We start from the raw sequence: 12,857 nt of genomic DNA on the forward strand, positions 1-12,857 counted from the left end.
TTTCAACCACACTCGAGGTCCACAGGTCCACGCCTCAGCATCCCGGCGACCTCCGGTCCCCCGGTCAGCGCACCCGCACCTGGCTAAGGTCGAGCGTCCCGAAGGGGGTGAGGCGTACGTCGGTGACGCGGGTCGACCACCCGACCGGGGTGGAGGCATACCACAGCGGGAGCGAGGGGGGCGTGTCGGCGAGGCGCCCCTCGGCCTCCCGATAGAGGCGCTGGGCCTCCTCGGGCGTCGCGGCCGAGCCGGCGCGATCCATCAGGTCCTCGAACCTCTGGTCGCGATAGTTGGCGTAGTTCGCGCGGGCCCCGCGGCGATAGATCGTCAGGTAGGCCTCCGGCGACAGGTAGTCCGCGCCCCAGCCCTGACGGACCAGGCCGGTCACCCTGCCCGCCTCGACCGCGTCGAGCACCGCCTTCTGGTTCGGCAGCACGGTGACCTGGCAGTCGATCTCGAGGTTCGTCTTGAGCTGGTTGCACAGCGAGTCGGCCCACTCCTTGTTCCCGCCGTCGGCGTTCACCGTGACGTCGAGCTCGCCGGTGTAGCCGCCCGAGGCCGCGTACAGCTCCTTCGCCTCGTCGAGGTCGAACCGGCAGAGCTCACCGCACGCGTCGGTCGCATAGCCGTTGACCGCGGGCGACACCCAGCTTGTGGCGGGCACGCGGGTGCCCTGGAAGATGCGGCGGGTCAGGGTGCCCCGGTCGATGGCGCGGCTGATGGCCTGGCGCAGCAGGACGTTGTCGGCCAGCTGGCGGTCGGCGGCCATGAAGGTGAGCATGTTCGGGGAGTGGGTCTCCTGGAGGGACTGGCGGTCCTTCAGGTCGGTCTTCCACTGCTCGTCCAACAGCATGTCGGTGGGGATGACGCCGGTGAAGTCGAGGCGGTTGGCGACCACGTCGTCGTACGCCTTCTGGGCGTCGAGTCCCCTGGCGGGCTGGTCGTAGAACCAGATCGTCGCCCGGCGAACCTTCGCCGGGGCCGGTCCCGTGTAGTCCTCGACCCGCTCGAGGACGAGTCGGTCGTCGGCGCGCTCGGCGAACCGGAACGGTCCCGCACCGATCGGCCTCGCCGCGAATTCGGGCTTCGCCCCACCCTCGGCGAAGAACGCCTCGGGCAGGGGGGCGAACACCGGGTGGGACAGGCGCGTCGTCAGGTCGGTCACCGGGCGCGTGGTCCGGATCGTGAAGGTGAGGTCGTCGACGACCTTCAGCCCCGACATCTCGGTCGGCCGCGGGCTCTCGCAGCGCTCGGTGCAGTGCATCGCGGCGGCGCCCTCGATGGGGTCGAAGAACGTCGCCCCGGCCATCTTGTTGGGGCCGTACGCGACCCAGTTCCACGCGGAGACGACGTTGCGGGCCTTCACCTCGGTGCCGTCGTGGAACCGGCGGCCCGGCGCGAGGCGCACGGTGAAGGTGCGGTTGTCGGTCGTCTCGATCGCGGTCGCGAGGTCGGGGACGGGCTTGCCGGTCGAGGTGTCGCCCCGCACCAGCCGCGCCGTGATCGCCTCCATGACCCGCAGGCCGCAGGCGTCGGTCGTGTTGCCGGGGATCAACGAGCGCGCGGGCTGACAGCCCTGGATGCCGATGTCACCGCTCGGCCGCGGCGTCGGCGTACCGTCGGGGCCGGGGACGGTCTCGGGGGCACAACCGGCGAGGGTCCCGGCGACGAGGGAGGCCGTCAGGGCGTATGCGGACGCGCGTCGCCACCCTCGCACCGCACCCATCAGCCCACCTCGTCCCGCGTCTCGCCCTGATCGGGCCATCCTGACACAGGTGACACGCCCGGCCCCGGCAGAAGGTTCCGCCGGGGCCGGGCGTACGCGGGGTCAGCCCCGCACCAGCACGTCGCGCGGCTCGGCGAAGTGGCACGCCGACGGGTGCGCGGAGCGCCCGTCGGGACGGTCCTCGAGCAGCGGGATCTCCACCTTGCAGATGTCCTGCGCCTTCCAGCAGCGCGTGTGGAAGCGGCACCCCTTGGGCGGGTTGGCGGGCGACGGCACGTCCCCGGACAGCACGATCTCCTCGCGCTTGCCGCGCAGGGTGGGATCGGGCACCGGCACGGCCGACAGCAGCGCCTGCGTGTAGGGATGGGTCGGGTTCGAATAGATCTGGTCCTCGTCGCCGAGCTCGACCATCTTCCCGAGATACATCACGCCAACGCGGTCGGAGATGTGGCGCACCACCGACAGGTCGTGGGCGATGAAAATGTACGCAAGCCCCAGCTCGTCCTGCAGCTTCTCCATCAGGTTGACGACCTGCGCCTGCACCGACACGTCGAGCGCGGAGACGGGCTCGTCGCAGATCAGCACCTTGGGGTTCAGCGCGATGCCGCGAGCGATGCCGATGCGCTGGCGCTGACCGCCGGAGAACTGGTGGGGATAGCGGTTGATGTGCTCGGGGTTGAGGCCAACGAGGTCGAGGAGTTCCTGGACGCGTTTCCGCGCCCCTCCCTTCGGCACGGCGTCGGGGTGGATCTCGTACGCCTCCCCCACGATGTCGCCGACCGTCTTGCGGGGGTTCAGCGAGGTGTAGGGGTCCTGGAACACGATCTGGATGTCGCGGCGCAGGCGCCGCATGGCGGCGCCGCGCTGGGCGTACATGTCGACGCCGTCGAAGTTGACGGTGCCGGCCGTCGGCTCCTCGAGCCGCATCAGCAGGCGGCCGAGCGTCGACTTGCCGCAGCCCGACTCGCCCACGATGCCGAGGGTCTCGCCACGGTAGAGGTCGAACGAGACCCCGTCGACGGCCTTGACGTGGCCGACGGTGCGCTTCAGCACGCCCGCCTTGATCGGGTAGTGCTTCACCAGGTCGCGGGCCGACAGGACGACCTCGCTGCGGTTCACCGGGCCGGTCGGGGCCGGCGTACGCGGTTCATCGACGCGCTTGGACTCATCGACCCGCTTGGACTCATCGAACTGTGAGCTCATCGTTCAGCACCTCCTTCGCGAAGTGGCACGCGCTGCGGCGCCCGCCGAGGTCATACAGCGCCGGCGGCTCGCCGGTGCGGCAGACGTCCTGGGCATAGCGGCAGCGCGGGTTGAAGGCGCACCCGGCGGGGATGCGCATGAGGTTCGGCGGGAGGCCGCCGATGGCCGACAGCACCTGGCCCTTCTGGTCCAGTCGGGGGATCGACTCGAGCAGGCCCTTGGTGTACGGATGGGCCGGGTTCGCGTACAGCTCGTGGACGTCGGCGGTCTCGACGAGGCGACCGGCGTACATCACCGCGATGCGGTCGGCGACGTCGGCGACGACGCCGAGGTCGTGGGTGATGAGGATGAGCCCCATCTTGCGCTCCTCCTGGAGCTCCTTGAGCAGGCTCATGATCTGGGCCTGGACGGTCACGTCGAGCGCGGTGGTCGGCTCGTCGGCGATGAGGACCGCCGGGTCGAGCGCGATGGACATCGCGATCATGATGCGCTGGCGCATGCCCCCGGAGAACTGGTGGGGGTAGGCCTTGACCCGCTGGGCCGCGCCCGGGATGTTGACCCGTTCCATCAGCCGGACGGCCTGGGCCTGGGCATCGGCCTTGTTCAGGCCGCGGTGGCGGCGGAACATCTCGGCGATCTGCCAGCCCACCGGGAACACCGGGTTGAGCGACGACAGCGCGTCCTGGAAGATCATCGAGATCTCAGCCCCGCGGATCCCCTGCCGCTGCCTCTCGGGCATCGTCAGCAGGTCCGTGCCGCAATAGCGCACCTGGCCGCCCGTCACATAGCCGGGCGGGGTGTCGAGGATGCCCATGATCGCCTGGGCGGTCACCGACTTGCCGGAGCCCGACTCACCCAGGATCGCCAGCGTCTCGCCCTGGTCGAGGGTGAAGTCGACGCCGTTGATGGCCTTGGCCACGCCGTCGCGGGTGCGGAACTCGACCTGGAGGTTCTCGACCTCCAGCAGGCGGCCGTTCGTCGGCTGCCACTTGGAGCGCTGGTGACCCGGCTTGATCGTGCCCGCCTCGTCGAGGGTCTCGGAGCCGGACTTCTTCGGGAATGCCATGTCGTCTCCTTCCTTCTCAGCGGTTCTTCGGGTCCAGCGCGTCACGGATCGACTCACCCAGCAGGATGAAGCCGAGCACCGTCAGCGACAGGAACAGGGACGGGAACAGGAGCATGTGGGGCGCCGCGGCGATGTAGCCGATGCCGGACGCCTCCGAGATGGCCACGCCCCACGAGATCACAGGTGCCTGGAGGCCGATGCCGAGGAACGACAGGGTGGCCTCGGTGGCGATGTAGGCACCGAGGTTGATCGTCGCCACGACGACGGCCGGCGCGAACGCGTTCGGCAGCACGTGGGAGAAGATCAACCGGCCCGGGGTGGCCCCGAGGGCACGCGCGGCCTGCACGTAGTCGGTCGGCTTGACCTGCAGCACCGACGACCGCATCAGGCGCGCGATCGACGGCCAGCCCAGCACCACGATGGCCGCGACGACCTTGAGGATCACCACGAGGTAGGGCGTCTCCAGCTTGTTCGGGAACGTGTAGAGGATCAGGATGCCGCCGAGGAGCAGCGGGATCGCGAAGAACACGTCACCGATGCGCGACAGGAGCACGTCCACCCAGCCGCCGAAGAAGCCCGCGATGATGCCGATGAACGAGCCGAGCAGCAGGGTCCCGAGCGTGGCCAGCACGCCCACGAGCACCGAGGCGCGGGCGCCGTAGATCGTGCGGGCGTACACGTTGCACCCCTGCAGGTCGTAGCCGAACGCGGCCCCCTGGCCTGGTGGTTGGCGGGCCTTGTTCAGGTCGCAGAACAGGGGGTCGGCCCGCGTGAACAGCTGGGGCACGGCGGCCATCAGCACAACCGTGGTGATGAGGGCGGCCGCGATCCAGAACATCGGGCTCGTGCGGAGCTCGCGCCACGCGTCGCCCCACAGGGAGCTGATGCGCTCCTTGGCGGGCTTGTTCTCGGCCGGCTGCCCCGCCGGCTGGGTCTCGGTCAGGGACACGTCAGTCATGGCTGATCCTGGGGTCGAGGAAGGCGTAGAGGACGTCGACGATGAGGTTGGCCAGCAGATAGATCAGCACCAGCACCGTGACCGCGCCGACGACGGAGACGCCGTCCTGCTGGCGGATGGAGCGGAAGATGAAGAATCCGACCCCGTTGATGTTGAAGATGGTCTCGGTGACGATGGCACCGCCCATGAGGCCGCCGAAGTCGATGCCGATCTGGGTCACGACGGGCACCAGCGAGTTGCGGAGGGTGTGCACGCCGATGGTGCGGCTCTTGCTGAGACCCTTGGCCTTCGCCGTGCGCACGTAGTCGGCGCGGAGGTTCTCGACGAGGCTCGTGCGCGTCAGGCGGGTGATGTACGCGATCTGGAGCGAGGCGAGCACCATGGCTGGCATGATCAGCGAATAGATCAGCTCGGGGCCGATGTCGCCATTGGCCGCCGTCACGGGGAACCATTGCAGCTTCAGGCCGAAGATCATCTGGAACAGACCGCCGATCACGAAGACCGGGATCGAGATGAGGACCAGGGTGATGATCGTGATGACGATGTCGGGCAGCTTGCCCTTGTTGATGCCGGCGAGGACACCGGCGGCGATGCCGATGATGATCTCGAGCGCGATGGCCATCAGCGCGAGGATGGCCGTGGTCGGGAAGCGCTGCGCGAGCTCGTCGGAGACCTCATTGCGATAGAAGTTGGTGCCGAGGTCGCCCTGCAGGAGATTGCCGAGATAAAGCACGTACTGCACCAGGAGTGGCTTGTCGAGGTTGTAGTCGGCCTTGAACTTGTTGATGTACGCCGCGTCGCACGGCCGCTCGCCGCAGCGCCCTTCCCAGGGTTCACCGGGGAGCGCATACACGAGCACGTAGATGAGAAAGGTTGCTCCCAGGATCACTGGGATCATCTGCAGCAACCGTCGGACGATGTAGGTGATCATCCGGGCTCCCTTCCGTCATTGGCCTGAGAAGCGCTGCCGAATCTATCGGCCAGCGGCGCGTCGTCAAGCGGGGACATGAGGCGGCCCGCCGGCGAGGAGCCGGCGGGCCGCTTCGGGGTCAGGCGTGTGCCGCCAGGGTGATCACTTGGTGGTGATCGACGACAGGTCGAGCGTTCCGAACGGCTTGACCTTCACATTGGCCACCTTGGTCGACCAGCCGGCCGGCGTAGCCGAATACCACTTCGGGACGGTCGGGAGGTCCTTGACCATCATCGCCTCGGCCTCCTGGTAGAGCTTGTTGGCCTCAGCCGGGTTGGTGGACTTGTCGGCCGCCACGAGCTTGGCGTCAAAGTCCTTGTTGGAGTAGTTGAAGTCGTTCGAGGAGGCGCCCGTCTTGTAGATCGGGGTCAGGAAGTTCTCGATCGACGGATAGTCCATCTGCCAACCCGAACGGTGCATGCCCTTGAGCTCGCGCTTCCTGATCTGGTTGCGGATCGTCTTGAAGTCGGGCGTGATGACCACGCGGCAGTCGACGCCGAGGACGTTGCGCCAGTTGTTGCACGCGGCGTCGGCCCACGGCTTGTGGCCGCCGTCACCGTTGACCGTCAGGGTCAGGGGGCCGTTGTAGCCGCCAGCGGCGGTCCACAGTTCCTTGGCCTTGGCCTCGTCGTACTTGCACGCCTCGCCGCACTGGCCGGCCTTGGCGCCGTCGACGACGGGCGAGACCCAGCCGGTGGCGGGGACACGGGTTCCGTTGAAGATCTGCTTGGTGATCAGGTCGCGGTTGAGCGACATCGAGAGCGCCTGACGCTTGCGGACGTCCTTGAGCTGCTCGTCCATGGGCGAGAAGGCCAGAGCCTGGATGACGCCCGACTCGCGGACGGTGTTGCGCCCGTCGAGCTGGGCCTTCCACGCGTCGCCCACGAGCTGGTCGGCGGGGATGATGTCGGTGAAGTCGAGCTGGTTGGCCACGACATCGTTGTAGGCCGCGTTGGCATCGTTGTAGATCTTGTAGGTGACCTTGTCGACCTTGGCCACGTTCTTGCCCGAGTAGTCGGCGAACTTCTCGAGGATGATCGCCTGCTCGTTGTTCTGGGTGACCTTGAACGGGCCGGCGCCGATCGGCATCTTGGCCGCGGCCTCGGGGTCCTTGAAGAACGCGTCGGGCAGGGCCGAGAAGGCCGTGTAGCCGAGGCGGACCGGGAGGTTCGAGACGGGCTCGGTCGTCTTGATGGTGAACGTGGTGTCGTCGGTGACCTTCAGGCCGGACATCTCGGTCTTGAGGCCGTCGCACTTCTCGCCGTCACCATAGACGTCCTTGTAGCCCTCGATGGGCTCCATGAAGTAGCCGGAGACGAAGCCCTGCTTGCACGCCGCCGAGAAGTTCCAGGCGTCGACGAAGTTCTTGGCCTTGACCTCGGTGCCGTCGTGGAACTTGACGCCCTTGCGGATCTTGACCGTGAAGTTCTGGTTGTCCGTGGTCTGGATCGACTCGGCGATGTCGTTCTCAGGGGCCGCGGTGTCGGCGTTGTAGTGGACGAGCTTCGCGGTGATCGCGTCGAGCACGTTTCCGCCGCACACCTCGTTGGTGTTGGCCGGGATCAGCAGGTTCTGCGGCGTGCAGCCGCGGATCGAGATGGCGCCACCGGTCTTCGCCGGGCCGCTCGTGGCGCCGGGGCCGGTGCTTCCGCCGCCGCCGCAGGCGCTGAACAGCATCGCGACGATGCCGGTCGACGCGGCAGCGGTCATCAGGCGAGTGCGTCCTCGCATGGATGTCCTCCTAGACATTGGGGCCGGGCATCGTTGCCCTTCCCGATCGTGATCGCCCGCGATGCGGACAGGTGCGCGGCGCATCCCTGTTGGCTGCGCCGCACGAGGTTGGCCCATTCCTATGGCATTGGTACAGGGGTAAACAAGTGGCGCGCGAAAGCGCAACCCTTTTGTGACCTGCACGACACTCGGTCGCAACAATCCCTCTTGTGAAGGAATTCACGAGGGGTCAGGACCACGCTGGCTGAGCGAAGCCACCCGGCTCACGTTGGCTGAGCGACGAAGGAGTCGAAGCCACCCGGTTCACGCTGGCTGAGCGACGAAGGAGTCGAAGCCACCTTCGACTCGGCCGCAGACGGCCTCGCTCAGGCAACGAACGGGGTGGCCCAGACGGCCTCGCTCAAGCAACGAACGGGGGGCCCGGGCGGCCTCGCTCAAGCTGCGTACCGCCTCTGCGACTCCACGCCTCGCCGCAGCAGGTCGGTCGCGTCCACGAGGGACCTGCGTACGCCGGGGTCGAGGTCGTCCCGCTCGATGAGCCCGCGGGCCAGCTCGAGGGTGCGCGGCGTGGTCACCGCGAGCGGGAACGCCTGCAGCACCAGTCGGCCCAGCGACCACCCCCGACGGAACTCCGCCGTCGCGTTGATGCGCTCGAAGAACGGCTCCACATAGGGCTCGGTGAGGTCGACCTGGCCGGGGAGGAAGAAGCCCTCGGCGGTGGCGTACAGCTCGTAGGCGGACGCCTCGCTCGGATCCATCAGCAGGTCGAAGGCCGCGTCCTTCGCCGCCCGCGTCGGGATGGCGGCGAGCGCCCGGGCGCGATGACTGCGCCCGGACGCCGAGTGGTCACCCTGGTATTGCCGTTCGACGAGGTCGCGCTCCCCCACCAGTCCCGCGAGCCGGATCACGATGGACCAGGCAAGCTCGCTGTCGAGTTCGCGGCCCGCAGGGAGGCGTACGCCGGCCAGCCAGCCGCGCAGCAGGCCGTCGTCGGCGGTTGTCGCGATCAGGGTGCGCCAGGCCGTGAGCTGGCGATCGGAACCCGCCTCGGCCGCGTCGAGCACACGTGCAGCGAGGTCGGACAGGCGCCCGGCCCGCTCGGGGCGCTGCTCGGGCGCGGTGTAGGGACCGACGAGCTCGTTGGCCGACCAGACCAGCATGGCGCGCAGGATCACCGGGTCGGGCTCGCGATCGAGGTGGGTGTCGAGCATCGTCATCGCGACCTCGGGGTCGAGCTCGCTCGAGCGCACCTGGTCGCGCAGGGAGTTCCAGAGCACGACGCGGGCCAGCGGGTCGTCGATCGTGTCGATGTCGGGCCAGCGTTCGGCCGGGAGGTCGGGGCGTACGCGCACCCACGACTCGTCGGCGGCGTCTGGCAGGGCGAGGGTGCCGGCGAGGTCGACGGTGACGGGCTCGGCGCCGACCTCCACCGTCGCGCGACCCGCCTCGGTGCCGTCGGCCGCGTACGCCGCCAACGTCACGGCGTGGGTGCGATCGGACGCGGCGGCCAGGGCCTCGTCGTCGGCGGCGTCGTCGAGGCGCGGGCGGTCGGCGCACTCGCGCGTGATCGTGACGGCGCCGGCGTCGCGGTGCGCGCGCAGGACGTCCATGCCGGCGGTGCGCAACCATGACGCGGTCCAGGGACCGAGGTCGCGCCCGGAGGCCCGCTCCCACGCCGCCACGAGGTCGTCGAAGGTCGCGTTGCCGTGGGCGTGCCGGGCGAAGTAGTCCCGCAGGCCGCCGAGGAAGGCGTCCCGGCCCAGGGTCGCGACGAGCTGCTTGAGGACGCCCGCGCCCTTGGCGTACGAGATGCCGTCGAACTGCGCGAGAGCCGTGACGGTGTCGTCGGCGCCGTTGCCGGCGATCGGGTGGGTCGACGGCCCCTGGTCGGCGACGGCGCCCCAGTCCTTGCGGTTCATGCCGAAGTCGACCCACAGTGCGTACGCGGTGTGCTCGGTCGCGACCCACTGGGCCATGTATTCGGCGAACGACTCGTTGAGCCACAGGTCGTCCCACCAGCGCATGGTGACGAGGTCGCCGAACCACTGGTGGGCCATCTCGTGGGCGATGGTGCCGGCACGGGTGGCGCGCTCGTAGTGGGTGGACTGGCCGCGGAACAGGAACTGGTCGCGGAAGGTGACGCAGCCGGGGTTCTCCATCGCGCCCGCGTTGAAGTCGGGGACGAACACCTGGTGGTAGGAGCCGAAGGCATAGCGCGTGCCGAACAGCGCGTGGTAGGCGTCGAAGCACTGCCGCGTGACGGTCAGCAGGTCGTCGGCGTCGCGCTCCAGCTCGGCGGCCAGCGAGCGCCGCGCGTGCAGGCCGAGGGGGATGCCGTCGTGGACGGCGGTGACCGAGGCGTAGGGGCCGGCGACGAGCGTGACGAAATAGGTCGACAGCGGAGGCGTCGTCGCCATCTCCCAGCGGCCCGGGTCGGTCTGGTGGAACTCGCCGTTGCCGAGCACGGTCCAGTCGGTGGGGCAGGTCACCGTCATCGTGTAGGGCGCCTTGAGGTCGGGCTGGTCGAACGAGGCGAACCACCGCGGACCGGCGTCGAGGAAGGACATCGCGTACGCATAGGCCCGGTCGTCGGCGGGGTCGACGTGGAGGTGGAGCCCTTCGCCGTCGGACGACCAGTCCATCAGCGACGACACCGTCAGGGTGTTCTCGGCGGCGAGCGCGGGCAGGGGGAAGCGGCCGTCGACCAGTGTGTCGAGGTCGAGGTCGTCGCCGTTGAGGGTGACGGCCACCAGGGCGTGGGGGGCGACGTCGACCCAGGTGTCCTCGCCGGGATTCCTTGCGCAGAAGGTGATCGTGGTGGACGACGAGAACGTCGGCTCGCTGGGGTCGAGGTCGAGGTCGACGTGGACCGCGCTGACGTCGAGGAGTTCGGCGCGGGCACGGGCCTCGGCCAGGGTGAGGGTCGCCATGGGGTGCACGGTATCGCGGCGTTTGCGACGTAACCCCCCGGATGGCAAGGATGCTGGCATGGAGACCCGCACCCTGGTTCCCGACGACGCCGAGGCGTCGCGCATCCTGCGCCACGAGGCGTTCGGCACGCCGCGCAAGCGGGAGGAGAAGGCATTCCTCGCGACCCGCGGCCAGCACTGGCTGGGCACGTTCGACGGCGACCGGCTCGTGGCCCGGTTCGCGGAGCGCGACTATCGCTCGTGGTTCGGCGGCGTGGAGGTGCCGACGTCGGGGCTGGGCGGCGTGACGATCGCGGCGGAATATCGCGGGGCGGGTCTGCTGGAGCCGTTGATGCGCCAGGGCCTGGAACACGGGCTCGAGCGCGGCGCGGTCATCTCGACGTTCTTCCCGACGGCGCCGAAGATCTATCGGCGCTTCGGGTGCGAGGTCGTGGGGGCGTACGAGACGGTGGCGGTGCCGATGCACGCGATCGCGGGGATCCGTTGCCCGGAAGGGATTCGGGTGACGCGGGCGGTCCCCGATGACTTCGCGACGATCCGCGGCGTGTATTCGCGATGGGCGGGCGCCCAGAACGGACCGCTCACGCGCACGGGGCCGCTGTTCACGGCGACGGCCGAGAAGTACGTCGACGGGTTCTCCGGCGTCACGTTGGCGTGGCGGGGTGAGGAGTGCATCGGCTATTGCTCGTGGACGCGGGGGTCGGGCTATGGCGACGACGCGCGGGTCACCGTGGCCGACCTCGTCGCCGTCGACGGCGAGGCGTGGCCGGCGCTGCTGTCGGTGCTGGGGTCGTTCTCGGCCGTCGCGGGGCAGGTCCGCATCGACACGTCCGGGGCCGACCTGGCGCGCTACGTGGTGCCCACGAAGCACTGGGAGGTCGTGGACAGCTCGGCGTACATGCTGAAGGTGCTCGACCCGGCCGGGGCCGTCTCGCTGGTGCGGTTCGCTCCCCTGCTGCGCGGCGGCCTGCGGTTCGGCGTCGAGGGCGACTTCCTGGACCGGGCGAACGGGCTGTTCGAGCTGGAGGTCGGCGACGGGGTGGGCGAGTGCCGGCGGACGGGATCGTTGTCGGACGGGGTGGACGTGCCGGTGTTCACCGCGCGCGGGCTGGCCCTCTGGTACGCCGGTGCCCAGTCGGCGGAGAACCTGCGGTTCGCAGGGCTGCTGCGGGGTGGGGACCCGGCGTACGACCGGGACCTGGACGCGCTGACCGGCGGTCGACAGGTCCACATCAGGGACTATTTCTGAGTGCCCTAGAGTCGACATATGCGATTCGGACACTTCATTCCCCAGGGCTGGCGCTTCGACCTCGTCGGCCTCGACCAGCGCAAGCACTGGCCCGTGATGAAGTCGCTCGCCCAGCGCGCGGATGCGAATCCCGACTGGGAGAGCGTCTGGGTGTACGACCACTTCCATACCACCCCGATCCACTCGGAGGAGGCGACCCACGAGGCGTGGGCGCTGATGGCGGCGTTCGCCGGTGTGACCGAGCGCGTACGCCTGGGCCAGATGTGCACGTGCATGGCCTACCGCAACCCGATGTATCTGGCGAAGTTCGCCACCACCGTCGACCACGTGTCGAACGGGCGGCTCGAGATGGGCATCGGCGGCGGCTGGTATGAACACGAGTGGCGCGCGTACGGCTACGGGTTCCCGCGGGCCGGCGTACGCCTCGGCATGTTGGACGAGGGCGTCCAGATCTTCAAGCAGGCCTGGGAATCCGGCGAGGCGACGCTCGACGGGAAGTACTACCAGGTCGACGGCGCGCTCAATCATCCGCACCCGATCCAGCAACACGAGGGCAAGCCCCACATCCCGCTGTGGATCGCCGGCGGCGGCGAGAAGGTGACGCTGAAGATCGCGGCGAAATATGCGCAGTACACGAACTTCGCGGGCACTCCCGACGAGTTCGCCCACAAGTCGCAACTGCTCGCCGATCACTGCTCCGACGTCGGGACCGACTTCGACGCGATCACGCGTTCCTCGAACTACAACGTGTTCATCGGGCGCGACGAGAAGGAGGTCGCCGAGCGCAGGCAGGCGTACATCGATCGGGTGAAGCCCCACCTGAGCGAGGACCAACTCGCCGCCCAGCTGAAGGGGTTCGACGGCATGCCGGGCTGCGGGACGCCGGAACAGATCGTGGAGAACCTGCAGGGGCTGGAGAAGCAGGGCATGACGTACGCGATCACGTATTTCCCGGAGGCGGCGTACGACCAGTCCGGCATCGAGCTTTTCGAGCGCGAGGTCATCCCGGCACTGAAGGGCTGAG

At 68.9% G+C, this 12,857-nt stretch carries 9 protein-coding genes; 2 read left to right on the forward strand and 7 right to left on the reverse strand.

What is annotated here, in order from left to right; all coding sequences use genetic code 11:
* Nucleotides 1-64 precede the first annotated feature (64 nt).
* From ACYVAG_RS01825 to pepN, 7 genes are all read right to left on the reverse strand, one after another.
* The gene (locus ACYVAG_RS01825) at nt 65-1,726 is read right to left on the reverse strand and encodes a peptide ABC transporter substrate-binding protein (protein ID WP_460765690.1); all 1,662 of its coding nucleotides are present in this window, start codon (nt 1,724-1,726) and stop codon (nt 65-67) included.
* Nucleotides 1,727-1,828: 102 nt separating this feature from the next.
* Nucleotides 1,829-2,929, reverse strand: a complete 1,101-nt coding sequence (locus ACYVAG_RS01830) for an ABC transporter ATP-binding protein (protein ID WP_460765692.1) — start codon at nt 2,927-2,929, stop codon at nt 1,829-1,831.
* Nucleotides 2,910-3,995 (reverse strand): ABC transporter ATP-binding protein, encoded by a 1,086-nt coding sequence (locus ACYVAG_RS01835; protein ID WP_460765695.1) that lies wholly within the window; start codon nt 3,993-3,995, stop codon nt 2,910-2,912. The genes ACYVAG_RS01830 and ACYVAG_RS01835 overlap by 20 nt, the downstream gene beginning before the upstream one ends.
* 16 nt (nt 3,996-4,011) lie before the next feature.
* Nucleotides 4,012-4,953, reverse strand: a complete 942-nt coding sequence (locus tag ACYVAG_RS01840) for an ABC transporter permease (RefSeq protein ID WP_460765697.1) — start codon at nt 4,951-4,953, stop codon at nt 4,012-4,014.
* Entirely contained in the window at nt 4,946-5,884 is a 939-nt protein-coding gene (locus ACYVAG_RS01845; protein WP_460765700.1) for an ABC transporter permease, read from the reverse strand. Before ACYVAG_RS01845 ends, ACYVAG_RS01840 begins: the two co-directional genes overlap by 8 nt.
* 141 nt (nt 5,885-6,025) lie before the next feature.
* A complete protein-coding gene (locus ACYVAG_RS01850) occupies nt 6,026-7,654 on the reverse strand; it encodes a peptide ABC transporter substrate-binding protein (protein WP_460765703.1) in 1,629 nt (542 codons plus the stop codon).
* A 434-nt stretch (nt 7,655-8,088) separates the two neighbouring features.
* A complete protein-coding gene (gene pepN, locus ACYVAG_RS01855) occupies nt 8,089-10,584 on the reverse strand; it encodes an aminopeptidase N (protein ID WP_460765708.1) in 2,496 nt (831 codons plus the stop codon).
* 58 nt (nt 10,585-10,642) lie between these two features.
* Between pepN and ACYVAG_RS01860 the strand changes: the two genes are divergently transcribed.
* Nucleotides 10,643-11,833, forward strand: a complete 1,191-nt coding sequence (locus ACYVAG_RS01860; RefSeq protein WP_460765711.1) for a GNAT family N-acetyltransferase — start codon at nt 10,643-10,645, stop codon at nt 11,831-11,833.
* A gap of 18 nt (nt 11,834-11,851) precedes the next feature.
* Complete coding sequence (locus ACYVAG_RS01865; protein ID WP_460765714.1) at nt 11,852-12,856, forward strand: LLM class F420-dependent oxidoreductase; 1,005 nt, start codon at nt 11,852-11,854, stop codon at nt 12,854-12,856.
* The last annotated feature ends 1 nt before the right edge of the window (nt 12,857 follow it).

Source organism: Mariniluteicoccus flavus (assembly GCF_054776655.1).

Coding starts and splice junctions, on each gene's coding strand:
- ACYVAG_RS01865 (WP_460765714.1), top strand. CDS start 11,852: ATGCGATTCGGACACTTCATTCCCCAGGGCTGGCGCTTCGACCTCGTC.
- pepN (WP_460765708.1), bottom strand. CDS start 10,584: ATGGCGACCCTCACCCTGGCCGAGGCCCGTGCCCGCGCCGAACTCCTC.
- ACYVAG_RS01835 (WP_460765695.1), bottom strand. CDS start 3,995: ATGGCATTCCCGAAGAAGTCCGGCTCCGAGACCCTCGACGAGGCGGGC.
- ACYVAG_RS01845 (WP_460765700.1), bottom strand. CDS start 5,884: ATGATCACCTACATCGTCCGACGGTTGCTGCAGATGATCCCAGTGATC.
- ACYVAG_RS01860 (WP_460765711.1), top strand. CDS start 10,643: ATGGAGACCCGCACCCTGGTTCCCGACGACGCCGAGGCGTCGCGCATC.
- ACYVAG_RS01840 (WP_460765697.1), bottom strand. CDS start 4,953: ATGACTGACGTGTCCCTGACCGAGACCCAGCCGGCGGGGCAGCCGGCC.
- ACYVAG_RS01830 (WP_460765692.1), bottom strand. CDS start 2,929: ATGAGCTCACAGTTCGATGAGTCCAAGCGGGTCGATGAGTCCAAGCGC.
- ACYVAG_RS01825 (WP_460765690.1), bottom strand. CDS start 1,726: ATGGGTGCGGTGCGAGGGTGGCGACGCGCGTCCGCATACGCCCTGACG.
- ACYVAG_RS01850 (WP_460765703.1), bottom strand. CDS start 7,654: ATGCGAGGACGCACTCGCCTGATGACCGCTGCCGCGTCGACCGGCATC.